The following is a 24,701-nucleotide window of genomic DNA, read 5'->3' as shown; positions in this document are numbered from 1 at the left end:
CCATGAACCCGTCGAACCGCAACCCGCGCACCCCCCCGAAGGAATCGCCGACCGAGCCGCTCAAGCGCGCCGTTTCCGGCTGCCTGCGGGCCATTGCCGGCGAGCGGGAGATCGAGATCAGCTTCGGCAGCGAGCGGCCCGGCTATGCCGATGGCCGCGCCCGCCTGCCGGAGCCGGGCCGCCGCATGAGCAAGCAGGACGTCGCGGTGCTGCGCGGCCACGCCGATTCCATGGCGCTGCGGCTGGCCTGCCACGACCCCAAGGTGCACAAGCGCCTCACCCCCGCCGGACAGACCGCCCGCGCCGCCTTCGAGGCGGCCGAGCAGGCGCGCTGCGAGGCGATCGGCGCGCTGCGCATGGATGGCGTGGCGCAGAACCTTTCGGCCATGCTGGAGGACCGCTACCAGCGGGCCAACTTCGCCAATCTGGCCGACCGCTCCGACGCGCCCATCGAGGACGCGCTGTCGCTGATCCTGCGCGAGAAGCTCACCGGGATGGCGCCCCCCGCCTCCGCGCGCGAGCTGGTCAATCTGTGGCGCGGCTTCGTCGAGGAGCGCGGCGCCGACGCGCTCGCCGAGCTGGCCGACAGCGCCGCCGACCAGAAGCGTTTCGCCGAGGCGATGCGCGACCTGCTGTCCTCGCTCGGCATGGGCGAGGATATCGCCCCGTTCGACGAGAACAACGACCCCTCCACCGACACTGAGGACCGCCGCGAGGACGACGCCGGCAAGGGTGGCGACGCGGACGAGGACGAGAGCAACGAGGGCACCACCGAGATCGACACCGACCTGTCCTCCGACCAGACCCCGGAGGAATCCGAGGAGAAGCAGGAACAGCAGCAGTCCGACCTCTCGGAAGACACCGAGCTTGGCGAATCCGACGATTCGACCGAGCCGTGGCGTCCCCAGACCATGACCCCGGCCGAGCCGAAGCCGCCGGAATACCACCCCTATACCCCGCGCTTCGACGAGACGATCGAGGCGGACGAGCTGTGCGACCCCGACGAGCTGGCCCGGCTGCGCTCCTATCTCGACAAGCAGCTCGTGCATCTGCAGGGCATCGTCGCCCGCCTCGCCAACCGGCTGCAGCGCAAGCTGATGGCGCAGCAGAGCCGCGGCTGGGAGTTCGATCTCGAGGAAGGCATGCTCGATCCGGCGCGGCTGCACCGCGTCATCATCGACCCGATGCAGCCGCTCTCCTTCAAGCGCGAGCGCGACACCGATTTCCGCGACACGGTGGTGACGCTGCTGCTCGACAATTCCGGCTCGATGCGCGGCCGCCCGATCACGGTTGCCGCCGCCTGCGCCGACATTCTCGCCCGCACGCTGGAGCGGTGCGGGGTGAAGGTGGAGATTCTCGGCTTCACCACCAAGGCGTGGAAGGGCGGGCAGGCCCGCGAGGCATGGCTGGCCTCCGGCAAGCCCGGGGCTCCGGGGCGGCTGAACGACCTGCGCCACATCATCTACAAGTCCGCCGACGCGCCGTGGCGCCGGGCGCGGAAGAATCTCGGCCTGATGATGCGCGAGGGCCTGCTGAAAGAGAACATCGACGGCGAGGCGCTGGACTGGGCGCATAACCGTCTGCTGGCACGGCCGGAATCGCGCCGCATCCTGATGATGATCTCCGACGGCGCGCCGGTCGACGACTCCACCCTTTCGGTGAACGCCGGCAATTATCTCGAGCGCCATCTGCGCTGGATCATCCAGCAGATCGAGGACAAGTCGCCGGTGGAGCTGATCGCCATCGGCATCGGCCACGACGTCACCCGCTACTACAAGCGCGCCGTCACCATCGTCGATGCCGAGGAACTCGGCGGCGCCATGATCGACAAGCTGGCGGAGCTGTTCGACGAGCGCGAGGCCGGCGGACGGGGAACCGGCGGGAAGCGCGGGCGCCTCCACTGAGCTCCGCATCGTAATGTGGGACCGGCAGCCCTTGAAAGGCGGCCGGGGCCACCCATATAGACGTTATCCCAGCCAGAGCAGGGCTTCCGGCACGTCGGCGCCTCGTCAGCGTCGCGCCGGATGTGGGAGGGGTTAGGACGGATGTACTCCGACCCTTTCCGTCCCTCCGGTCGCCTGACGAGCGACCGGGTTCTCTGGCGGGAGACCACGATATTCCCGAATGTGAACCGCATCTCAGGATGCGAAAAAGCCGCCCCGGCATCGAGCCAGGGCGGCTTTTTCGTGCGTCGGTCAACGTAGCCGCCGGCATGTCCCCGCCGGAACAGCGACACCGCCCGCAGGGCGGGCAGCGCCTGAGGCGGCCGTCACACCCCGAAGGGCGGGCGCTGGCGGGTCGGGGCGGGCACCTCGTCCAGCACCCCGCCGGGGCCGGGATCGTCCGGCAGATGCGGGGCGGCGACCACCGGGCCGGCCGTGGCCGGGGCCAGCGGGGTCTTGAGCGGGGCGGCGGGCGCGGGTTCGCGTGCCGCGTCCTTCTGAGGCTCCGGGGCGCTGGGCTCCCTGGCGGCCTCGGCCGCCGGCGCCGCAGCCTCGGCCGTACCGGCCAGCTCGGTCGGGGCGATCGGCGCCGCGGCTTCCGCCTCCAGCGCGATCCGGGCCTCCTCCGCCTCGCGGGATTCCACCACGGCGGCGATGGCGGCCCGCACGCGCTCGGCTTCGTGCTCCAGCACAGGGGTCGAGGGAACGCCGGGGGGCACGATCCACTCATAGGCGTCGAGCTTGCCCGTGACCGGGGACACCGGCCCCCAATGCTCGGACACCACGCCGTCGGCCACCCAGGCGGGATCGCGCGCGGCGCGCACCGCGCGGGCGGTCCACTCCCGCGCCTTGCCGATGTCGCCGGCATCCGAGGCCTCGAGCTCCGCCATCAGCAGGCACACCCGCTGGGTCGGCGCCTCCAGCCGCGGCGCCAGCGCGGCGCGGGCGGCGGCGAAGTCCTGCGCGTCGATGGCGGCGCGGGCGAGGATCATCGCGCTCTCGGCATGTTCCGGGGCGCGGGCGGTCAGGTTGCGCACGCGGCGCAGCCGGTCGCGCGCGGAATCCGCCGGCCTCAGATGGAGATAGGTCTCGCCGAGATCGGGGTGCGGCGTCGCGGCATAGGCGTGTTCGAGGATCTTCGCGGCCTTGCGGTGGTCGCCGGCGGCCGCCAGCAGGCGGCCGGCGATGTCGGCGGCCGGCACCAGCCCCGGGGCGAGGCGCACCGCCTCCACCGCCCGCTCGCGGGCGGCGGTGGGCTCGGAGAGCTCCAGCGCCTGCGCCTGCGCCGCCAGCAGCACGGCGCGGCGGCGGCGATGGGCGGCGCGGTCGAGCGCGCCGTGCGCCACCTCGCGTTCGAGAATGCCGAGGGCGGCCTTGAAGTCGCCGGCGAGGCAGCGCGCCTCGATCACCGCGTCGGAGGCCCAGATCAGCCCCGGCTCGTGACGCGAGGCTTCCTCGGCGGCGGCCAGCGCGGCGACTGCGTCGCCGCGTCGCCGCGCCTCGACATGCAGGCCGCGCAGGCCGAGCACCCGGGTGGCCGGCGTTTCCGCCATGGCCCGGAAGGCCGCTTCGGCAGCCGCGGCATCGCCTGAGAGCTGCGCCGCCTGCGCCGCCAGCAGCCGCGCCAGCGGCTCCGAGCCCATCAGCCGCTCCGCATCGGAGGCGGCCCGCCGGGCGCCGGCGGCATCGCCCGCCCCCACCGCGACCAGCCCGCGCGAGATCGCGGCCCAGCCCTTGCTGCGGCGGCGGTTCCGCATGGCCAGCAGGAACAGGTCGGGCGAGCGGAACAGGAAGCGGATCAGGCTCCAGAGCACGATGGCGAGCGCGATGACCACCAGCAGCGCGCTGGCGGCCACCATGACGCTGGTCTGCACCTGCCAGCCCTGCCAGACGATCGCGACCTCGCCCGGCCGATCCGCCAGCCAGGCGACGCCGAAGGCGACGGCGGCGAGAACGAGGAGATAAATGACGAGACGGATCACGGCGTCCTCCCCGCGAGAGTGGCGAGAATACGCCGGTTGACAGTGTCGAGGCTGGCCAGCGCCGCGCTGCGGGCCTCAAGCGCGGCGAGCGTGGCGGTGACGCTCGCCGGCTGCGGCGCGGGCACCGCCCGCAGCAGCTCGGTGGCGCGGGCGACATCGCCGCGGCGCAGCGCGTTGCGCGCGCTCGCCAGGCTCTCGTCGACCGAGGCGGCCGGGGCTGCCTGGTCCGCGCGCTTCACCGACACCAGGTTTTCGGCGCTGCGCTGCAGCCGGGCGATGAAGCCCTCGCCCGACGGGGCGGCGTCCGCCGCAGCGGCGGCAGGCTCCGGCGCGGGCGCCACCAGCCGGGCCGCCAGCATGGGCGGGGTCGGCAGGCCTTCCCCCGCATAGGGCCGCAGGCCTTCCAGCTCGGGCACAGGCCCGCCGGCCAGCGTGTCGAGCGCCGAAAGGTCGTCCGCGAACGGGCGACCGGCCCGCACCGAGGCCCGCAGCGCCACCAGGGCGGCGAGCTGGGCCGCGCCATTCGCCGCGACATGGGACTGCCGCGCCTGCGTCACGGCCTCGCTCGCGCCCTGCTCGGAAGCCTTGCCGAGGGTTTCGATGCGGGAATCGAGCGCGGCCACGCGGTCGCCGATGCCGCTCACGGCACCCACGGCGCCGGTGGCACGGGCAGCCTCGTTCACCGCCTGCTGCGCGGAATCGCCGGCGCGGGCGGCGTTTTCGGCGGCGCTGCGCGCGGTCTGGCCGGCGCTGTCGGCGGCCTCCGCGGCCTGCTTCGTCGCGGCTTCGACCGCCGAGAGCCGGGAAAGAAGCTCCGGCGACGGCTCGGCCGGCGGCGGCGGCGGTGCCGGAGCGGATTCCAGCGCGGCGACGCGCGGGCCGAGCGCTTCGAGCGCGGCGATGCGCTTGTCGAGGGCGGCGAGCGTACCGGCGATCTCATCCACGCGCGGATCGGCGGCGGCAGCCGCGGGCGCGCCGGCCGGCGCCGTGGCCGAGCCGGAAGGCCGGGCCTCGACCGCCTCGACCCGCTGGCGCAGATCGACCACGCGGGCCTCGACATCGGTAATGGATTCGGCGTTTTCCGCAGCGTCATAGACCGTGCCGGCGACGGTGAACGCCACCGCCCCGCCGATCAGGCCGCAGACGAGGGCAAGACCGGCCAGCGCCAGCGGGCCGGGCGAACGCCGCGCCGGCGGCGTGGCCGGCGCGCTGTCGCCCGGCGCCTCGGCGCCAGGCCCGGCGTCGGGAGACACGGCGGCCTCGACGGGTCCGGCAGCGTCGGTGCCTTCGGCAGGAACGTCCCCGGCCGGCGGGGCGTCCGGCGCGGTGGACGGCGCGCTCTCCACGCTTTCGGCGGCGGGCGGCACGCTCTCGCCGGCCACGGTCTCCGCGGCGGGCGCGGCACTGGATGCGGCGGGCGCGGCGGGGGTCACGTCGGTCGCCGCGAGGTCGATCGTCGGCGGGGCCCGGCGACGGCCCTTGCGGCCGCCCAGCGCACTGGCCGGCTCGTCGGTCACGGGCTCGGCCGCCGACGGGGTCGCGTCGTCGGCAGGCGTGCTCACGCCCGCGGGAATGGTCTGGGGATTCGTCTCCGGAGTGCCGGAGTCTCCCGCCGGATCGTCCTTCGCCACGTGCTCACCTCACGATCACATCCGTCGATCTTCTCCCTAGCGGGATAGACCGCCGCACCTCCGGCTGCAACAGCCTAGGTCGGTTGTGGTTCAGGCGCCAACAAGGCCAAGCAGCGCCTCTTCGGTGGGTTCCGCAGCGATCTGCGTGGGCGCGCCGATGGCCGCGAGGGGCGCGGCGACGCCACGGGACAGGCAGAGATGCCGGCACCGGGCCAGCGCCGGGGTCAGGCCGGCCGCCGCGCAGCAGGCGACCAGCGTCGCCGCCGTCTTCGGCGAGAAATGCAGGGCCGCGTCAATCCGCCCCTCTGCCAGCGCCGCGCGCGCGGCCTCGCCGAGGGTCGAGGCGGGGCAGGTGCGGTAGATCACGAAGAGGTCCACCGCGATGCCCGCCGGCGCCAGCGCCTCGGCGAGATCCGCCGCGCGGTCCTCCCCCGCCACGTGCAGCAGCCGGCTGCCGCGCGGCAGCCGATCCCGCAGCAGGGCCGCGAGGGCGGCGCCGTCGCCCCCCGCGATCGACGTCGCGGGAAAGAGTCCCTCGGCTGCCGCCGCGGTGCGCTTTCCCACCGCATAGAGCGGCAGCCGCGACAGCGCCGGGGCTTCCGGCCGGGCCCGCAGCAGACGGGCGCCGTTCACGCTGGTGAGCGCCACCGCGTCGAAACGACCCTCCGGCAGGGTGGCGGGGCGCGGCTCCACGGTGAGCATCGGGTCGATCACGACTTCGTGTCCGTCCGCCCGAAGGCGCCCGGCCGTGGCGGCGGCGTCCGGCTGGGGTCGGGTGACCAGCAGGCGCATGGTTCAGCCGGCCAGCAGCCGGCGCGGCGCGCGGGCCTTCACGTCGCGGCCGGCCTCGGCGCCGAGCCGGACCGCCTCGCCGACGGGACCGGCGCAGGTCACCTCGACCACTTCGCTCCCGTCCGGCGCCAGCAGCAGGCCACGGAAGGCCACGCGGTCGCCCTCCACCTGCGCCAGCCCGGCGATCGGGGTGCGGCAGGACCCGTCCAGTTCGGTCAGGAAGGCCCGCTCGGTGGCAACGGCGATGCCGGTGGCGGTATCGACGATCGCGGCCAGCAGTTCCTCGGTGGCGGCATCGCCGACCCGGCTTTCGATCGCGACCGCGCCCTGGCCAACCGCCGGCAGGAAGGCGTCGGTGGACAGCACGGCGCTGGCCCGCTCCGCCATGCCGAGCCGGGAGAGGCCCGCCAGCGCCAGCAGCGTGCCGTCGAACTCGCCATGGTCGACCTTGCCGAGCCGGGTCTGGACATTGCCGCGCAGCAGCGACACCCGCAGGTCCGGCCGCAGGCGGCGGAGCTGCGCCTCGCGCCGCAGCGAGGCGGTGCCGACGCGGGCGCCCTGCGGCAGGTCGTCGAGCGCGCCGCCCGCCCGCAGGATCAGCGCATCGCGCACATCGGCACGGGGGAGATAGCCGCCGATATGCAGCCCGTCCGGCAGCCGGGTGGCCATGTCCTTGGCCGAATGCACCGCGAGGTCGATGCGCCCGTCCAGCAGCGCCTCCTCGATCTCCTTGGTGAACAACCCCTTGCCGCCGGCCTCCGCCAGCGCCCGGTCGGTGATGGCGTCGCCGGTGGTGCGGATGATCTCGATCACCACCGCCTCCGGCGCCCAGTCATGGGCCGCCACCAGCGCGTCGCGCACGGCATGGGCCTGCCACAGCGCGAGCGGGCTGCCGCGCGTGCCAAGCTTGAGCCGGGGGCGCGGATGGGGAAGCGATTGCGTCATGACATCGTGCGGTGCTAGCGGTTCACGGAAGGGTCCAGAACACCCTTCGACACCCCAAAGTCAACGCTGCGCCCGGCATCGGCGCCGCGAGAGACGGCGAAAGGCCACAGTTCCGATGGACGACCTGCTCCTGCTGGGCATCGAGACGACCTGCGACGAGACCGCCGCAGCCGTGGTGCTGCGCCGGGCGGACGGCAGCGGCGAGATCCGGTCCAACGTCGTGCTCTCGCAGGTGGACGAGCACGCGATCTATGGCGGTGTCGTCCCCGAGATCGCGGCGCGGGCTCACGTCGAAGTGACCGACCACGTGGTCGCCCAGGCGCTGAAGGAGGCCGGCATCGGCCTCCGCCACCTCAGCGGCATCGCCGCGGCCTCCGGGCCGGGGCTGATCGGCGGCGTGATCGTCGGGCTCACCACCGCGAAGGCGATGGCGCTGGCCAGCGGCAAGCCGCTGATCGCGGTGAACCACCTCGAGGCGCACGCCCTCACCGCGCGGCTGACCGACGGGGTGACCTTTCCCTACCTGCTGCTGCTGGTTTCGGGCGGGCATACCCAGCTTGTCTGCGTCTCCGGCGTGGGCCGCTACACCAAGCTCGGCGGCACCATCGACGACGCCATCGGGGAAGCCTTCGACAAGACCGCCAAGATGCTCGGACTGCCCTATCCCGGCGGGCCGGCGGTGGAGCGCGCCGCCGAACGGGGCGATCCCGCCCGCTTCGCCCTGCCGCGCCCGCTGTCCGGCCGGGCGGAGCCCGACTTCTCGCTGTCCGGCCTCAAGACCGCGGTGCGGATCGAGGCCACCCGTATCGCCCCGCTGTCCGAGCAGGACGTCTGCGACCTCTGCGCCTCGTTCCAGGCGGCCATCGTCGACGTGATCGCCGACCGGGTCCGCGCCGCCCAGCGGGTGATGCGCGAGCGGGGGGAGAAGCCGAGCGCGCTGGTGCTCGCCGGCGGGGTCGGCGCCAATCAGGCGGTGCGCAAGATGCTGCACAAGGTCGCCGCCGAAGGTGGCACCCGCCTCGCCGTGCCGCCGCCGGCGCTCTGCACCGACAACGGGGCGATGATCGCCTGGGCCGGGGCCGAGCGCCTCGCCCTCGGCAGCCGCGACACGCTGGAGGTGCCGCCACGGGCCCGCTGGCCGCTGGACGAGGCGACGCTGGAGGTGCCCGCCGCTGTCGCCAAGGTCGCGACGGCGCCCGCGCCGCTAGGGCAACCTCCTCTCGGGCAACCTCCTCTCGGACACGCCGGCGGATGAGCGCGTATCCCGTCATCGGGGTGATCGGCGCCGGCGCCTGGGGCACCGCGCTCGCCAATGCCGCGGCCCGGGCCGGCCGGACGGTGCGGCTGTGGGCCCGCGATCCCGAACAGGTGGCCGCGATGGCGCGCAGCGGCGCCAGCCCCCGGCTGCCGGGGGTGCGGCTCGATCCCGCGGTGCGGCCCACCGCCGATCTCGCGGAGGCCGCCGCCGTCGACGCCGTGCTGCTGGCGGTGCCGGCCCAGGCCAGCCGCGCCGCCGCGCTGGAGCTGGAGGGCCATATCGCCCGCGGCACGCCGGTGGTGACCTGCGCCAAGGGCATCGAGCGTTCCAGCACGCTGTTCATGACCCAGGTGCTGGAAGAGGCCTGCCCCCGCGCGGTGCCCGCGATCCTCTCCGGCCCCAGTTTCGCGGTGGACGTCGCCGCCGGCCTGCCGACGGCGGTGACGCTGGCGGCCCACGACCCCGCGCTCGCCCGCGCCCTCGCCCATGCCCTCGGCTCCGGCGCCTTCCGGCTCTACCACAGCGAGGACGTGCGCGGCGTCGAGATCGGCGGCGCCGCCAAGAACGTGCTGGCCATCGCCGCCGGCATCGTGGCGGGGCGGGCGCTCGGCGCCAGCGCGAGCGCGGCCCTCATCGCCCGCGGCTTCGCCGAGCTGATGCGCTTCGGCAAGGCCTATGGCGCCCGCACCGAGACCCTCACCGGGCTGTCCGGGCTCGGCGACCTCATCCTCACCGCCTCGTCCGAACAGTCGCGCAACCACGCGCTCGGCGTGGCGCTCGGCCGCGGCGCGGCCCCGGACGGCAAGCTCGCCGAAGGCGCGCAGACGGCGCCGGTGCTGGTGCGGCTCGCCCGCGAGCGCGGCATCGACATGCCCATCGCCCACGCGGTCGACGAGGTGGTGAGCGGCCGGCTCGACATCGACGCCGCCATCGGCTCCCTGCTGGCCCGCCCGCAGAAGGCCGAGACCTGAGACGACCCCCGCCTTCCGAACCCGAACCGCCCGAGACACGGCACGACCATGGCGCACTGGCTCTACAAATCCGAACCCTTCAAATGGTCGTGGGACCAGCAGGTCGCCGCCGGCGCGGCCGGCACCCACTGGGACGGCGTGCGCAACCACCTCGCCAAGCAGCAGCTTCTCGCCATGCGGAACGGCGACCGCGGCTTCTTCTACCATTCCAACGAGGGCAAGGAGATCGTCGGCATCGTGGAGGTGATACGGGAAGCCTATCCCGACCCCTCCGACCCCTCCGGCAAATTCGTGATGGTCGACCTCAAGGCGGTGGAACCGCTGCCGCGCCCGGTGAGTCTGGCCGCCATCAAGAACGAGCCGCGCCTCGCCGAGATGGCGCTGATGCGGTTCTCCCGGCTCTCGGTGCAACCGGTGACCGACGCGGAATGGGCCATCGTGCTGGAGATGGCGGGGGCATGAGGACGCCCGCCGCCGGCCCGACGGCGGCCCGGCCGTGACCGGCACGCCGCGCCCCATCGACGACCCCGCCGGCTTCATCCGCGCCGAAACCCGGCTGCGGGCGGTGCCGATGGTGCCGGAGATCGTGCTTCACCTCGCCGACGAGGCGGTGCCGATCTGGCAGCGCACCGAGGAGGAACTCGGCGCCATGGGGCTGCCGCCGCCCTTCTGGGCCTTCGCCTGGGCCGGAGGGCAGGCGCTGGCGCGCCACATCCTCGACCATCCCGGCATCGTCGCCGGGGCCCGGGTGCTGGACTTCGCCTCCGGCTCCGGCCTCGTCGCCATCGCCGCCGCGCGGGCGGGGGCGGCCAGCGTCGAGGCCGCCGACATCGATCCCTTCGCCGCCCATGCCATTGCCCTGAACGCCGCGGCGAACGGGGCGGCAGGCATCGCCGTCCTGCCCGCCGACCTCGTCGGCCAGGACCGGGGCTGGGATGTCGTGCTCGCCGGCGACATCGCCTATGAGCGCGATACGGCGGAGCGGGTGTTCGCCTGGCTGTTCGCGCTCGCCGCGCGGGGCGCCGCGGTGTGGATCGGCGATCCCGGCCGGTCCTACCTGCCGCGCGAGCGGCTGGTGAAGATCGCCGATTACGCCGTGCCGGTCTCCCGCGAGCTGGAGGACAGCGAGATCAAGCACACCAGCGTGTGGCGACCGCGCGCGGGCTGACACCAAGGGCCGGCGCCGCGGTGCAGCAAAGACCCCCTGCCAAAGTTCGGGGCGCCGCGAACTTGTCCCGCATCAAGGCGCTGCCCATAATCGCGGGGAATAACAATGATGCGGCGCCGCACGAACGAGATCGCCGCGGTCACGAATAGGGAGAACGCCATGTCCGAAACGCTGTATGACGTGCCGTCGTCCTGGGCCAGCCGGGCCTATGTCGACGATGCCGCCTATCGCGAGCGCTACGCCGCGTCCGTGCGGGACCCGGAGGCCTTCTGGCGCGAGGAAGGCCGGCGGATCGAGTGGTTCACGCCCTACAGCACGGTGAAGAACACCTCCTTCGCCCCCGGGGCGGTCTCGATCAGGTGGTTCGAGGATGGCGTCACCAACGTCGCCTGGAACTGCATCGACCGCCACCTGCCGCAGCGGGCCAACCAGACCGCCATCATCTGGGAGGGCGACGACCCCTCGGAGTCGCGCCACATCACCTATCAGGAGCTGCACGACGAGGTCTGCCGCTTCGCCAACGTGCTGCGCAACCGCAATGTCGAGCGCGGCGACCGCGTCACCATCTACATGCCGATGGTGCCGGAGGCGGCCTTCGCCATGCTGGCCTGCGCCCGGCTCGGCGCCATCCATTCGGTGGTGTTCGGCGGCTTCTCGCCCGACAGCCTCGCCGGCCGCATCCGCGACTGCGAATCGAAGGTGGTCATCACCACCGACGAGGGGCTGCGCGGCGGCCGCAAGGTGCCGCTGAAGGCCAATGTGGACGCCGCCATCGCCAAGGTGACGGGCTTCGAGGTGGAGCATGTCGTGGTGGTGCGCCGCACCGGCGGCGCGGTGGACATGACGCCGGGCCGCGACGTCTGGTACCACGAGGCTGCGGATCTGGTGACCAGCGACTGCCCCGCCGCCCCCATGAACGCCGAGGACCCGCTGTTCATCCTCTACACCTCGGGCTCGACCGGGCTGCCCAAGGGCGTGCTGCACACCACCGGCGGCTATCTCGTCTACGCCTCGATGACGCACCAGTACGTGTTCGACTACCACGAGGGCGACGTCTACTGGTGCACCGCCGATGTCGGCTGGGTCACCGGGCACAGCTACATCGTCTATGGCCCGCTCGCCAACGGCGCCACCACGCTCATGTTCGAGGGCGTGCCGAACTATCCCTCGCCGTCCCGCTTCTGGGACGTGATCGACAAGCACAAGGTCAACATCTTCTACACCGCCCCGACCGCCATCCGGGCGCTGATGCAGGCTGGCGACGGCCCGGTGACGAAGACCTCGCGCGCCTCGCTGCGGCTGCTCGGCTCGGTGGGCGAGCCGATCAACCCGGAGGCCTGGGAGTGGTACCATCGGGTGGTCGGCGAAGGGCGCTGCCCGATCGTCGATACCTGGTGGCAGACCGAGACCGGCGGCATCCTCATCACCCCGCTGCCCGGCGCGACCGCGCTGAAGCCCGGCTCGGCGACGCGGCCGTTCTTCGGCGTGGTGCCGCAGATCGTCGACGCGGAGGGCCACGTGCTGGACGGCGCCTGCGAGGGCAACCTCGTCATCGCCGATTCCTGGCCCGGCCAGATGCGCACGGTCTATGGCGACCATGAGCGCTTCATGCAGACCTACTTCTCCACCTACCCCAACAAGTACTTCACCGGCGACGGCTGCCGCCGCGACGCCGACGGCTATTACTGGATCACCGGGCGGGTCGACGACGTCATCAACGTCTCCGGCCACCGCATGGGCACCGCCGAGGTGGAAAGCGCCCTCGTCGCCCACCCGAAGGTCTCCGAGGCCGCCGTGGTCGGCTATCCCCACGACATCAAGGGTCAGGGCATCTATGCCTATGTCACGCTGATGGCCGGGGTGGAGGCCAGCGAGGAGCTGCGCAAGGAGCTGGTGGTGTGGGTGCGCAAGGAGATCGGACCGATCGCCTCGCCCGACCTCATCCAGTTCGCGCCCGGCCTGCCCAAGACCCGCTCGGGCAAGATCATGCGCCGCATCCTGCGCAAGATCGCCGAGAACGAGTTCGGTAATCTCGGCGACACCTCCACCCTGGCCGACCCGAGCGTGGTCGACGACCTCGTCAGCCATCGCCAGAACAAGAAGGAGGCGGGAGCGGCCTGAGCCGCCCCCACTTTCCCGCCTCGGAACAGCCGGACCGGCAACGGCGTTCTCCCCCGCCAGATGTCGGGGGAGGACCGGCCGACGCACGAGGGAGCGGACATGGGGCGGGCATGCGCGGGCTGCGAAACAGCGCCGCTCGATTTCGACTTCACCATGTTCTTCCAGCCGATCGTCGACACCCGTCACGACCGGGTGTGGGGCTATGAGGCGCTGGTGCGCGGCACCGACGGCCAATCGGCGGCCAGCGTGCTCGCCAGGGTGGACGAGACGAACCGCTATCGCTTCGATCAGGCCTGCCGGGTGAAGGCGATCGAGCTCGCCGTCGAGCGGCTGCCGCCCGGCCCGGCGCGCCTCACGCTCAATTTCCAGCCCGGCGCGGTCTATGAGCCCCTCGCCTGCATCCGCACCACGCTGGAGACGGCCGCCCGGGTGGATTTCGACCCACGACGCATCGTGTTCGAGTTCACCGAAAACGAGCCGATGCGCGATGTCGGCCATGTCGAGCGCATCATCGCCACCTACCGGCAGCTCGGCTTCACCACCGCCATCGACGATTTCGGCGCGGGCCATGCCGGGCTCGGCCTGCTCTGCGCGCTGAGCCCGGACATGGTGAAGGTGGACATGTCGATCATCCGCGGCATCGATTCGGCGCCCCGGCGGCAGGCGGTGCTGCGCGCCATCCTCGGCCTCGCGCGGGAACTCGACATACGGGTGCTGGCGGAAGGCGTCGAGGAGGCCGGCGAGTGCGGCTTCCTCGCGCAGGCGGGGGTCGATCTCATGCAGGGCTATCTCTTCGGCCGGCCGCAGGCGCGGCCACCCCACGCGGTGACCGTGCCGCCGCAGGCCTGAGCCCTTACCCCTTCACCAGATCGCCGATCAGGCTCGCCGCCACCGAGAGCTTGGAGACGGAGAGGCCGAGCCCGGCAATGTCGTGAACGGCGGCGCGGGTGCGCTCCACCTCGTGGCGCCGGCTCTGCGCCCAGGCGGCGACGCCCGCGGCGCCGGGGCCATGGGTCGCCAGCACCTCGCCCGTCAGCCGCCGCACCGCGATCTCGAACGCCGCCAGCGCCCGCTCCAGCGCCAGCCGGTCGTAATAATCCGGCACCGGCAGGGTGCGCGCCGGCTCGAGGATGCGGTCGAGCCGGAAATGCAGCGCCACCGCGAAGAAGGTCGCGGCGACATCGGCGATGGCCGCCCCGGTGCGGTCGGCGATCATCACGATGTCGGTCGAGTTCTCCGCCGCCGGGAGCTGGGCGACGCGGCGGGCCAGCTCCTCCGGCACCCCGGCGGCGGTCCAGTTGGCGATGCGGGCGTCGTAGCGGGTGCGGGTCTCCTCCGGCAGCAGGTCGCGCACCACCCCGTGCAGCACCTCCACCACCGGCGCGACGCCGGCGGCGTAGTGGGCCACGAGATCGCCGAGGCTGCCGGTGAGGTCGACATTGCGCAGGAACCACACGGTGCGGTCGAGCAGCACGCCCTGCACCGTGGCGTAGAGATCGAGCTGGACCGCGCCGGGCACGCGCCCGTCGAGCGCGTCGATGGCGCGATTCAGCGCGGCGACCTCGAAGCCGTCATGGGTGGCGGCGAAGGCCTTGGCGATGGCGGCGGCATCGGCGCCGGTCTCGTCGGCGAGGCGGGTCATGAAGGCCGGGCCGCCATGGTTGATCATGGCGTTGGAGAGCTGGGTCGCGATGATGTCGCGCCGCAGCCGGTGCTGCTCGATGTCGTCGGCGAAGCGCTCGCGCAGCTCGGCCGGGAAATAGGCCGTCAGCTCGCGCGAGAGATAGGGGTCGTCCGGCACGCCGGTTTCCAGCAGGTCGGCATGGGCGGTGAGCTTGGCATAGGCCAGCAGCACCGCCAGCTCCGGCCGGGTGAGCCCCTCGCCGCGGCCCCGCCGCTCGGCGATCTCGGCGTCGCCGGGCAGATATTCCACCGCGCGGTCGAGCAGGCCGCGGCCCTCCAGCCACTGCATCAGCCGCTGGTGGAAGCCGAGATCCTCCAGCGCCCGCCGCTCGGCCAGCGAGAGCGCGAGGGTCTGCAGGTAGTTGTTGCGAAGCACGAGGCGAGCGACGTCGTCGGTCATGCCCGCCAGCAGGCTGCGCCGGGAGGGGTCGTCCAGCCGGCCGTCGCGATAGGCCGGACCGATGGCGATCTTGATGTTGACCTCGACGTCGGAGGTGTTCACCCCGGCGGAATTGTCGATGGCGTCCGAGTTCAGCCGCACGCCGCGCTTCGCCGCCTCGATGCGGGCGCGCTGGGTGACGCCGAGATTGGCGCCCTCCCCCACCACCCTGGCGCGCAGCTCGGCGGCGGTGACGCGGATGGCGTCATTGGCGCGATCGCCGGCCTGGGCGTCGGTCTCCGCCGAGGCCCGGATATAGGTGCCGATGCCGCCGAACCAGAGCAGGTCCACCGGCGCCCGCAGGATGGCGCTCATCACCTCGGCGGGAGACGCCGCCGGCCGGTCGAGCCCCAGCGCCGCCCGCACCTGCGGGGAGAGCGGAATGCTCTTGGCGCTGCGGGAGAACACCCCGCCGCCGGCGGAGATCAGGGCCTTGTCGTAGTCCTGCCAGCTCGAGCGCGGCAGGGCGAAGAGGCGGCGCCGCTCCGCCAGCGAGGCGACCGGATCGGGCGTCGGGTCGAGGAAGATGTCGCGGTGGTCGAAGGCGGCGACCAGACGGATGGTGTTCTCCAGCATCATGCCGTTGCCGAACACGTCGCCGGACATGTCGCCGACGCCGGCCACGGTGAAGGGCGTGGTGCGGATGTCGACATTCATCTCGCGGAAGTGCCGCCGCACCGCCTCCCACGCGCCGCGGGCGGTGATGCCCATGGCCTTGTGGTCGTAGCCGACCGAGCCGCCGGAGGCGAAGGCGTCGCCCAGCCAGAAGCCGCGCTCGATCGACAGCCCGTTGGCGATGTCGGAGAAGGTGGCGGTGCCCTTGTCGGCGGCGACGACGAGATAGGGATCGTCGGCGTCGTGGCGCACCACATTGTCGGGATGCACCACCGTGCCGGCATCCAGCGTGTCGGTGAGGTCGAGCAGGCTGGAGACGAACAGCTTGTAGGCTTCCACCCCCTCGGCCTGGATCGCGTCGCGCGGCCCGGCGGGAAGCTGCTTGGGCACGAAGCCGCCCTTGGCGCCCACCGGCACGATGACGGCGTTCTTCACCTGCTGCGCCTTGACGAGGCCCAGCACCTCGGTGCGGAAATCCTGCGGCCGGTCCGACCAGCGCAGCCCGCCGCGCGCCACCCGGCCGAAGCGCAGATGGATGCCCTCCACCCGGGGGGCATAGACGAAGATCTCGAACAGCGGGCGGGGCAGCGGCAGCTCGTCCACCCGGTGGCTGTCGAACTTCACCGCGATGGCCGTCTTGGGCTGGCCGTCGCGGCCGACCTGGTAGAAATTCGTCCGCACCGCCGCTTCCAGGAGATTGGCGAAGCGGCGCAGGATGCGGTCCTCGTCGAGGCTCTGCACATCGGCCAGCGCGGTCTCGATTTCGGCGCGGATCGCCCGCTCCCGGTCCTCGCGCCCGCCATCGGCGCCGATGTCGAAGCGGGCGTGGAACAGCGCCACCAGCCGCTCGGCGAGGTGGGGGTGGGCGTTCAGCGTCGCCCACAGATAGTCCTGGCTGAACGGCACGCCGACCTGCCGGAGGTAGCGCGCCAGCGTGCGCACCAGCGCGATGTCGCGCCAGCCGAGCCGGGCGTTCAGCACCAGCGCGTTGAAGCCGTCGCTCTCCGCCGCGCCGCGCAGCACCGCCATGAGGCACGCCACCAGCCGCGACTTCAGCACGTCGAGCGGAATCTCGCCGCCGCCGCGGCGCGCCAGCACCATGTCGTGGACATAGACCGGGGTGCGCTCGTGCGGGCTGATGGTGAAGGTGCGCTCGTCCACCACCACGAAGCCCATCGCCTCGAGCTGGGGGACCCGCTCGGAGAGCGGGCGCGGGGCGCCGAAGCTCAGCACCTTCAGCGCCACCCGCGTCGGGTCGAGCCACGGCCGGAAGTCGACCGCGACGGGGCGGTCCTCGCCGAGCCGCTCCATCATGCCGAGATCGGCCAGCGCATCCTCGGGCGCATAGGCGGCCTGATAGCCGGCCGGAAAGGCGGCGCCGTAGCGCGCGACCAGCCGTGCCGCCGGCTCGGGAGCATGGACGAGGCCGATGGCGCTCACCAGCCCGTCGTCCCAGGTGCGGATGATGGCGGAGACCCGGGCCTCGAGGGCCGGCTGGTCGACCCGCGGAATCTCGCCGAGCTGCCGCTCGACGATGAAATGCACCCGGGTCAGCGGCCCGTCCATGAAGAGCGGACGAGAGCTCAGCACCGCGCCGCCGAAGCTTTCCGCCAGGAAGGCGCCGATGCGCTCGCGCACATCGCTGTCGTAGCGGTCGCGCGGGACATAGACCAGCACCGAGACGAAGCGGTCGAACCGCTCGCGCCAGGCCAGCACCCGCACCCGGGGATGCTCGTCGAGCTGCAGCGTGGCGATGGCGAAGCGGTAGAGCAGCTCGACATCGATCTGGAACAGGTCGTCGCGCGGGTAGCTCTCCAGCACCTTCACCAGCGCCCGGCCCGAATGGCTTTCCGGCGCGAAGCCGGCGCGGGCGAGCACCGCCGCCACCTTGCGCCGCAGCAGCGGCATCAGCCGCACCGAGCCGGCATAGGCGGTGACGGTGAACAGGCCGGCGATGGCGAGCCCGCCCACCGGGCGGCCGGCGGCGTCGTAGCGCTTCACCACCACCACATCCATCGCGGCCCGGCGGTGCACCCGCGAGACCGCCTGCGACTTGGTGACGAAGAGCGGCGCGGGATCGGCCAGCACCTGGGCGAGGTCGGCGCTCACCGCCACCGGATCGGCCGGGCGGCGGAACAGCCTCAGCTCGGGGTTGGCGAGCAGGCCGAGCGCATCGCCCATCCGGCGCACGAAAAGCGGCGAGCCGGCCGCCGCTTCGGGGTCGACGTCATAGGCGCGGCAGCCGAGAAAGGTGAAATTGCCCGAAAGCAGCCATTCGAGGAAGGCCGTCGCCTCCTTCAGCTCGTCCGGCGGAACCGAGGCGGGGGCGCCGCGCAGGTTTTCCAGCGCCGCGCCGACCGCGGCCTGCATCGGCCGCCAGCCCTGCACCGCGGCGCGCACCTCGGCGAGGACGGCGACGAGCTCCGCCACCACCGCCGCGCGCCGCTCCGGTTCGCCGACCCGGGGGACATGGACATGGATGAGGCTTTCGCGGGTGATGCGGGGATCGCCGGCCGGACCCTCGGCAAGGCCCAGCAGGGCGCCGCCGGGGCTGCGCTCCAGGGCGAGGATGGGATGGACCACGAGGCTCGCGGACAGGCCGAGCGCGGTGAGCGCGGCCATCACCGAATCGAGCAGGAAGGGCATGTCGTCGTTCAGGATCTCGACGACCATCACCTCGGCGAGCCGGGTGCCGCTTTCCGCCCGCTCCGGCAGCTCCAGCCGGATGTCCGGGCCGGGACCGGGGCGGTGACGCAGATGCGCCCAGGCGGCGCGGGCGAGCGCCGCAAGCTCGTGCGGCGCATAGAGCCGCAGGTCCTCCGCGGCGGCGCGGCCGAACAGCCGGGCGGCGAACTTCGCCGGCATCTCGGGATCGGCCGCCGACAGGATGAGGTCGGCCTGGTCGATCAGCGCGCGCGCCGCCCGTTCGTCCTCGATCGCGAGGAAACCTTCGAGGCCCATGTGATTCCTCCCGCCGGGATGATCGCCCCGGCTGCTGCCGGCCTGGAGCCGGCTTTTGGGCTGTTGCCTCTACGCCACATCCGTGACGTAACGATGCCGGCCTTGATTACAATCAAGTACATGCTGGTGCCGGCCTTGCACCAATGCACCAACGACCGCGGAAACCGGGCGGTCTTGGGGCATATCAAGGGATTGGGGCCAATGTCGACGTTGAAGGCGGGAATGGGGGCGGTCGCCCTGGTGCTGGCGGGTCTTTACGGGGCAGGCCCGGCGCTGGCGGCGGATGTCTCCGCCCCGGCTCCGAAGGTGGTGAAGGCGCCGGAAGCCCCCGTCATCGAGCCGAGCCCGTGGCAGATCCGCGTGCGCGTGCTCGGCGTGCTGCCCGAGGACAAGGGTTCGGTGAACGGGGTGCCCGGCTCGGACCTGAAGTATTCCGACTCCATCGTGCCGGAACTCGACATCACCTACTACTTCACCCAGAACTGGGCGGCCGAACTGATCCTCGGCGTCACCAAGCACGACATCGACGGCTCTGGCAGCATCGCCGGCCTCGGCACCATCGGCTCGACCTGGCTGCTGCCGCCGACCCTGACGCTGCAGTACCATTTCACCGATTTCGGCGCGTTCAAGCCCTATGTCGGCGCGGGCGTCAACTACACCGTCTTCTTCGACACCAAGGCGGATTCGGCCGATTCGCTCGACGTGAAGGACGCCTGGGGCTTCGCGCTGCAGGCCGGCTTCGACTACATGTTCGACGCCCACTGGGGCCTCAACGTGGATGTGAAGAAGCTCTTCCTCCAGCCCAGTTTCGACGTCACCGTCGCCGGCTCGCCGCTCACCGGCACCGCCGACCTCAACCCGTGGATCGTCGGCCTCGGCATCACCTACCGGTTCTGAGACCGGTTCAGAGCTCCCCTGGGGCGGGGCGGACGGGAGCCTGCGCGGGGGGCGCGGCTCCCGTCACTTTTTCCGAAGGCAGATGAGGCGGGCTCCGGCCCGCCTTTTGTGTATCGGCCGCCTCAGTGGCGGAAGTGGCGGATGCCGGTGAACACCATGGCGACCCCGGCCTCGTCGGCGGCGGCGATGACATCGGCGTCGCGGATCGAGCCGCCCGGCTGGATCACCGCGGTCGCGCCGGCCTCGATCGCCGTCAGCAGCCCGTCGGCGAAGGGGAAGAAGGCATCGGAGGCGACCACGCAGCCGCGCGTCAGCGGCTCGGCGAGGCCGGCGGCGGCCGCCGCCTCGCCGGCCTTCAGCGCCGCGATGCGGGCCGAATCGACCCGGCTCATCTGGCCCGCGCCGATGCCGACCGTGGCGAGGTCCCGGGCGTAGACGATGGCGTTCGACTTCACGTGCTTGGCGACGCGGAAGGCGAAGGCGAGGTCGGCGAGCTCGGCGGCGCTGGGGGCGCGGCGGGTCACGACCTTCAGCTCCATGTCGTCGACCACCGCATTGTCGCGGCCCTGCACCAGCAGGCCGCCGGCCAGCGACTTCACGGTGAGTCCGCCGGCGCGCGGGTCCGGCAGGGCGCCGGTGACCAGCAGGCGCAGGTTCTTCTTGGCGCCGACGAGGGCGATCGCCTCCTCGGTGGCGGCCGGGGCGACGATCACCTCGGTGAAGATCTCGACGATGGCCCGCGCGGCCTCGGCGTCGAGGGTGCGGTTCAGGGCGACGATGCCGCCGAAGGCCGAGGTCGGGTCACAGGCCAGCGCCTTGCGGTAGGCCTCTTCCAGCGAAGCCCCCTCGGCGACGCCGCAGGGGTTGGCGTGCTTCACGATCACCACCGCCGCGGTGCGGGTCGGGTCGAACTCGGCCACCGCCTCGAAGGCGGCGTCGGTGTCGTTGAGGTTGTTGTAGGACAGCGCCTTGCCCTGGAGCTGCCGCGCCGTGGCGACGCCGGGCCGGGCCGCGCCGCCGACATAGAAGGCGGCGTGCTGGTGGGGATTCTCGCCATAGCGCAGGGTCTCGGCCAGCGCGCCGGCAAAGGCCCGCCGCGGCGGCGCGAACTGGCCGTTGACGCCCGCGAACCAGGTGGAGATCGCCGCGTCATAGGCCGCGGTGCGGGCATAGGCCGCCTGCGCCAGCCGGCGGCGGGTGGCGAGCGTGGTGCCGCCTTTCGTCTCGAACTCCTCCAGCACCGCGGCGTAATCGGCCGGATCGACCACGATGGCGACATCGCCATGGTTCTTGGCGGCGGCGCGGATCATCGCCGGGCCGCCAATGTCGATGTTCTCGATGCAGGCGTCGAAATCGGCGCCGGCCGCCACGGTGGCCTCGAACGGGTAGAGGCTGACCACCACCAGATCGATCGGCGCGATGCCGTGCTCGGCCATCGCCGCCTGATGGGCGCCGTCCGAGCGGACCGCCAGGATGCCGCCATGCACCGCCGGGTGCAGCGTCTTCACCCGGCCGTCCATCATCTCGGGAAAGCCGGTGACGTCGGCGACGTCGAGCACCGGCAGCCCGGCCTCGGCCAGCGCCTTGCGGGTGCCGCCGGTGGAAACCAGCTCGACCCCGCGGGCGGCGAGCCGGGTGGCGAAGGGCACCAGCCCGGTCTTGTCCGAGACGGAGATCAGGGCGCGGGAGATGGAACGGACGTCGGAGCTCATGGCGGCACGCTGGCTGGTGGCGAGAGGCTCCGCCCTACCACGTAGGGAGCCGGAGGTGAACCGCGCCGGCCCCGGGGCAGCCTTGCGCCGTCAACGCTTCTCGCGCGGCATCCCGCCGCCGTCCGCCCGCATGAAGGTCCAGACCAGCCGGGGCAGGTGCCGCACCCGGCCGCTGATCACCAGCTGGTCGCAGCGCCGCGCGCCGCCGCTGGCCGCCAGCATCAGGCTTTCCTCGATGTCGATGCGCAGGTTGGGCGCGGCGAAAATCCAGTTCTCCCCGCCGGGCATGGCGAGCAGCACGGTGTGGCCGTCGGCGAGCCGGCTCGGCGCCACCGCGTGGTGCAGGTGGAAGCGCACGGCGAAGCGGTCGGGCTGGTCGCCCTCGAAGGTCGCGCCGCCGACCGGGCGCAGCACGTCCTCGCCGTCGAGCCGGCGCCCGTCGCGGGAGAGGCGCCAGCTGCGCTGGTGCAGGATGCCGAAGCGCCGGACATAGCCGTCATGGCTCGCCCGCACGATGTGGGCGCCGTCATGCTCGAAGCGCTCCACCTTCACCTCGCCCGGCCCCTCCACCACCGGCGTGCCGCACAGGCGCATCATCATGCCATCGGCGATGAAGCGGCAGGAGGAGACCTCCTCGACCGTGACGGTGGAATGGGCCGCGGTGCGCCGGGCCATCGGCCGCCACGCGTCCCGGCTGACGGCGGGCACCCCGCAGTTCAGCACGATGCGGCTGCGGCCCGAGGACAGCTCGAAGGACAGGCACCCGGCATGGGCCTCATGGCTCATCGCCATGGGCGGCGGGGTGCCGGTGTCGGCGATCACCACCGTGCCGCCCGCCTCGATGCGCTGGTAGCCGGAGTGCGGGGCATTGGCCACCGGCACGCCGCGGGCGTCGTCATAGGCGAGCACGGTGGCGAGCGAATCGCCCGGCGTCGGGCCCATGCCGTTGAACAGGGCGAAGGCGCCGTCGCCATGGCGGAAGAAGCGCAGCATCGGCATCATGCGGTCGATGGCGTTCATCAGCGGCGCCGGCGGCGGCAGGTTGCGGGCGTGGAAGGCCTGCCGGAGCGGCAGCAGGTCCAGCAGGATCTCCACCAGCAGGCCGGGATTGCGGCTGACATGGCCGCCATCGGGCAGGATCTGCCGCTCCAGCTCCTCCACCACCCGGCGCTGGGCGATGCGCAGCAGGCGCGACTGATCGGCCATGCACAGCCCGGCGAAGCACAGCGCCATCGCCGCCAGCAGCCGGGGATAGCCGTCGCGTATGCTGAACTCCAGGCTGCGCAGGTGGCGCACCTGGGCGGTGAGCGACTGCACCACCCGGCGGAAGAAGGCCTGGTCGGCCTCCTGCAGGATGAGCTGGGCCTGGCTGAGCCAGCTGATGATGCGGCGGGCACAGACCTCCGGCGTCCGCGCCCCGGGCTGGCGATGGGCCCGCAGCGTCATCCAGTCGCTTACCAGCGCGCGGGCATTGGCGCGGGCGATCGCGGTCTCGGCGGCGCGCAGGTGGCGCAGCCAGCCGAAGCCCATCAGCTCCTCCGCCCATTCCCGCGACGGCGGCTCCACCTCGAAGGGGGAGAGGCCGCCGGTGTTCACCACCTTGCCGGCGAAGGCGAAGCGGCCGGAATAGATGTCGCCGGCGCGGGTGGCGTCGCCGGTGCGCAGGTCCTGCGGCGCCAGCACGAGGCGGCCGGGCACGGGAATGGTCGCCATGCGCCACGGCCGGGCCGGCTGCGCCATGGCGTGCGTGCGCACCGTCCGCCACCCGGCCTCGGTGACGAACAACGCCAGGCGCGCACGATCCGAATAGGCATCGCGAGGCATGAGTGCCGTTCCCTGGGCCTTCCGGTTGCGGACCTCCCCGCCCCATCCGGCAAGATTAAACGTGCGCCGGTCCCAGGACCAGCGGGAGAGTGGCGGCGCGGGCCGGCCGGCGTCGCAATACCGGCGCCGGCGTCGCTCCGGGCCCTTCGCGCCAGCCGGCGCGGAGGGGACCGCGATGCCCTCAGACCCGCCGCAGCCGCGCGGCGAAGAAGCCGTCGAGCCCGGCATAGCGCATGTCCGGGTCTGGCAGGTGGTAAGGCAGGGTACGCACCTCGCCGGCCGGGTTCAGCCACTCCGCCGGCAGGCCGCATTCTCCCGGCACCACCGGCGCGCGGCGGAAGGCGTCGGATTGCGCCAGCAGCCGCTCGATCTGCCGCTCGCCCTCGTCCGGCTCCAGCGAGCAGGTGGAATAGACCAGAACCCCGCCGGGCCGCAGCAGGCCGGCGGCGTGGTCGAGCAGCCGGGCCTGCAGCGCGGCGAGGCTCGCCACGTCCTGCGGCCCCTTGGTCCAGGCGACGTCGGGGTGGCGGCGCAGCGTGCCGGTGGCCGAGCAGGGGGCGTCGATCAGCACCGCGTCGAACGGCCCGCCTTCCCAGCGGGTGGCGTCGGCCTCCACCACGGTGGCGGCGAGGTTCAGCCGGGCGAGATTCTGGGCGAGGCGCTTCAGCCGCGGGCCGGAGCGGTCCAGCGCCACCACCTCGGCGCCGGCGGCGGCGAGCTGGGCGGTCTTGCCGCCCGGCGCGGCGCACAGATCGGCGACGCGCAGGCCCGGCGCGGCGTGCAGCAGCCGGGCGGGAATGGCGGCGGCGGCGTCCTGCACCCACCACGCGCCCTCGTCGAAACCGGGCAGCGCGGTGATGCTGCCGGCCTCTACCAGCCGGATCGAACCGGTCGGGAGCACACGCCCGCCGAGCCGTTCGGCCCAGCCGGCGGCGTCCGCCTTCACGCTGATGTCGAGCGGGGCTTCCTGCCGCAGCATCCGCGCGGCTTCGGCGGCGGGCCCGGCGCCATAGGTCCGGGTCCAGCCGGCGAGCAGCCACTCCGGCAGGTCGGCGCCCGCGGCTTCCGCAGACCGGAACGGCGCGGCGCCCTCGCGCGCCACCCGGCGCAGCACGGCGTTGATCAGGCCCTTGTAGCCGGCGGTGGCGGGCTGTTCGCCGGCGAGGTCCACCGTGGTGGCGACGGCGGCATGGTCCGGCACGTCCATCAGCAGCACCTGCGCCGCGCCGATCAGCAGCAGCGTCTCGGCGCGGCGGCCGCGCTCGGCCAGCGGGCTCTCCATCATTGCGGCGAGCACCGCCTTCAGCGAGCCGAGCCGGCGCAGCACGCTGGCCGCCAGCATACGGGCGAAGCCGCGATCACGGTCCGGCAGGCCGCGGCAGAGCCGATCCAGCGCCTCCTCCAGCGGGCGCCCGTTCAGCAGCACCGCCTCGATGGCGTCGGCGGCGGCGCGGCGGGCGGCAAGCCCGTTGGTATCGGGCCCATTGCCATCAGGGCCGCCGGCGTCGTCGCCCGGCGCCGCCGCGCGGGCCGGGGCGGGCTTCTTCCTCGGGCCGGCCGGGCCGCCAGCGCGGCCCGCCGGACCCTTTCCGGGGCCGCGGGTGTGCGGGGGCCGCCTCGGGCCATCCTTGCGTGAGTCGTTCATGGGCCGGACCTAGGCCGAGTGCGGCGGGAACGCAACCGCTCCGCCGCGCTTTGATCGGACTCGCCGCCCCGCCGCTGCGGCAGGGCTTGTGGAACGCCGCCGGATTGGGTCCTA

16 protein-coding genes are annotated in these 24,701 nt (G+C 72.9%); 8 read left to right on the top strand and 8 right to left on the bottom strand.

Features of this window, described 5'->3' with window-relative positions; translation table 11 throughout:
- Nucleotides 1-2 precede the first annotated feature (2 nt).
- Complete coding sequence (gene cobT / locus KHC27_RS19225) at nucleotides 3-1,904, top strand: cobaltochelatase subunit CobT (protein WP_213341242.1); 1,902 nt, start codon at nucleotides 3-5, stop codon at nucleotides 1,902-1,904.
- A 365-nt stretch (nucleotides 1,905-2,269) separates the two neighbouring features.
- On the opposite strand, the gene KHC27_RS19220 is transcribed toward cobT, so the two are convergent.
- The 4 genes from KHC27_RS19220 to hemC all read right to left on the bottom strand — a co-directional run bounded on the left by KHC27_RS19220 (nucleotide 2,270) and on the right by hemC (nucleotide 7,293).
- Nucleotides 2,270-3,925: a heme biosynthesis protein HemY gene (locus tag KHC27_RS19220; RefSeq protein WP_213341241.1), complete on the bottom strand. Its 1,656-nt coding sequence runs from the start codon at nucleotides 3,923-3,925 to the stop codon at nucleotides 2,270-2,272.
- A complete protein-coding gene (locus KHC27_RS19215) occupies nucleotides 3,922-5,556 on the bottom strand; it encodes a hypothetical protein (protein WP_213341239.1) in 1,635 nt (544 codons plus the stop codon). Before KHC27_RS19215 ends, KHC27_RS19220 begins: the two co-directional genes overlap by 4 nt.
- A gap of 90 nt (nucleotides 5,557-5,646) precedes the next feature.
- Nucleotides 5,647-6,348: a uroporphyrinogen-III synthase gene (locus tag KHC27_RS19210; RefSeq protein WP_213341237.1), complete on the bottom strand. Its 702-nt coding sequence runs from the start codon at nucleotides 6,346-6,348 to the stop codon at nucleotides 5,647-5,649.
- A gap of 3 nt (nucleotides 6,349-6,351) precedes the next feature.
- The gene (hemC, locus tag KHC27_RS19205) at nucleotides 6,352-7,293 is read right to left on the bottom strand and encodes a hydroxymethylbilane synthase (protein WP_213341235.1); all 942 of its coding nucleotides are present in this window, start codon (nucleotides 7,291-7,293) and stop codon (nucleotides 6,352-6,354) included.
- A 115-nt stretch (nucleotides 7,294-7,408) separates the two neighbouring features.
- Here hemC and tsaD point away from each other — a divergent pair, with 115 nt between their 5' ends.
- The 6 genes from tsaD (at nucleotide 7,409) to KHC27_RS19175 (ending at nucleotide 13,660) form a co-directional block, all read left to right on the top strand.
- Nucleotides 7,409-8,548, top strand: a complete 1,140-nt coding sequence (gene tsaD / locus KHC27_RS19200; protein ID WP_213341232.1) for a tRNA (adenosine(37)-N6)-threonylcarbamoyltransferase complex transferase subunit TsaD — start codon at nucleotides 7,409-7,411, stop codon at nucleotides 8,546-8,548.
- Nucleotides 8,545-9,522, top strand: a complete 978-nt coding sequence (locus KHC27_RS19195; protein WP_213341230.1) for an NAD(P)H-dependent glycerol-3-phosphate dehydrogenase — start codon at nucleotides 8,545-8,547, stop codon at nucleotides 9,520-9,522. Before tsaD ends, KHC27_RS19195 begins: the two co-directional genes overlap by 4 nt.
- 48 nt (nucleotides 9,523-9,570) lie before the next feature.
- Entirely contained in the window at nucleotides 9,571-9,984 is a 414-nt protein-coding gene (locus tag KHC27_RS19190) for an EVE domain-containing protein (protein WP_213341228.1), read from the top strand.
- A 109-nt stretch (nucleotides 9,985-10,093) separates the two neighbouring features.
- Nucleotides 10,094-10,690, top strand: coding sequence for a class I SAM-dependent methyltransferase (locus tag KHC27_RS19185; RefSeq protein WP_213341419.1), 597 nt, complete (start codon nucleotides 10,094-10,096; stop codon nucleotides 10,688-10,690).
- A gap of 159 nt (nucleotides 10,691-10,849) precedes the next feature.
- The gene (gene acs, locus KHC27_RS19180; RefSeq protein WP_213341226.1) at nucleotides 10,850-12,811 is read left to right on the top strand and encodes an acetate--CoA ligase; all 1,962 of its coding nucleotides are present in this window, start codon (nucleotides 10,850-10,852) and stop codon (nucleotides 12,809-12,811) included.
- A 99-nt stretch (nucleotides 12,812-12,910) separates the two neighbouring features.
- Nucleotides 12,911-13,660 (top strand): EAL domain-containing protein, encoded by a 750-nt coding sequence (locus KHC27_RS19175; RefSeq protein ID WP_213341224.1) that lies wholly within the window; start codon nucleotides 12,911-12,913, stop codon nucleotides 13,658-13,660.
- A 4-nt stretch (nucleotides 13,661-13,664) separates the two neighbouring features.
- Here the strand turns inward: KHC27_RS19175 and KHC27_RS19170 are convergent, their stop codons facing one another.
- Nucleotides 13,665-18,509, bottom strand: a complete 4,845-nt coding sequence (locus KHC27_RS19170) for an NAD-glutamate dehydrogenase (protein WP_213341222.1) — start codon at nucleotides 18,507-18,509, stop codon at nucleotides 13,665-13,667.
- 201 nt (nucleotides 18,510-18,710) lie between these two features.
- Between KHC27_RS19170 and KHC27_RS19165 the strand changes: the two genes are divergently transcribed.
- Nucleotides 18,711-19,406, top strand: a complete 696-nt coding sequence (locus tag KHC27_RS19165; protein ID WP_213341220.1) for an OmpW/AlkL family protein — start codon at nucleotides 18,711-18,713, stop codon at nucleotides 19,404-19,406.
- Nucleotides 19,407-19,528: 122 nt separating this feature from the next.
- On the opposite strand, the gene purH is transcribed toward KHC27_RS19165, so the two are convergent.
- The 3 genes from purH to KHC27_RS19150 all read right to left on the bottom strand — a co-directional run bounded on the left by purH (nucleotide 19,529) and on the right by KHC27_RS19150 (nucleotide 24,587).
- Entirely contained in the window at nucleotides 19,529-21,118 is a 1,590-nt protein-coding gene (gene purH / locus KHC27_RS19160; RefSeq protein ID WP_213341218.1) for a bifunctional phosphoribosylaminoimidazolecarboxamide formyltransferase/IMP cyclohydrolase, read from the bottom strand.
- Nucleotides 21,119-21,208: 90 nt separating this feature from the next.
- Nucleotides 21,209-22,942, bottom strand: coding sequence for a heparinase II/III family protein (locus KHC27_RS19155; RefSeq protein WP_213341216.1), 1,734 nt, complete (start codon nucleotides 22,940-22,942; stop codon nucleotides 21,209-21,211).
- Between the two features lie 181 nt (nucleotides 22,943-23,123).
- Nucleotides 23,124-24,587 (bottom strand): RsmB/NOP family class I SAM-dependent RNA methyltransferase, encoded by a 1,464-nt coding sequence (locus tag KHC27_RS19150; RefSeq protein WP_213341214.1) that lies wholly within the window; start codon nucleotides 24,585-24,587, stop codon nucleotides 23,124-23,126.
- Between the last annotated feature and the right edge of the window lie 114 nt (nucleotides 24,588-24,701).

This window comes from Ancylobacter lacus (assembly GCF_018390635.1).
Lineage (GTDB): Bacteria > Pseudomonadota > Alphaproteobacteria > Rhizobiales > Xanthobacteraceae > Ancylobacter > Ancylobacter lacus.
This window is presented reverse-complemented; position numbering and strand designations above follow the sequence as displayed.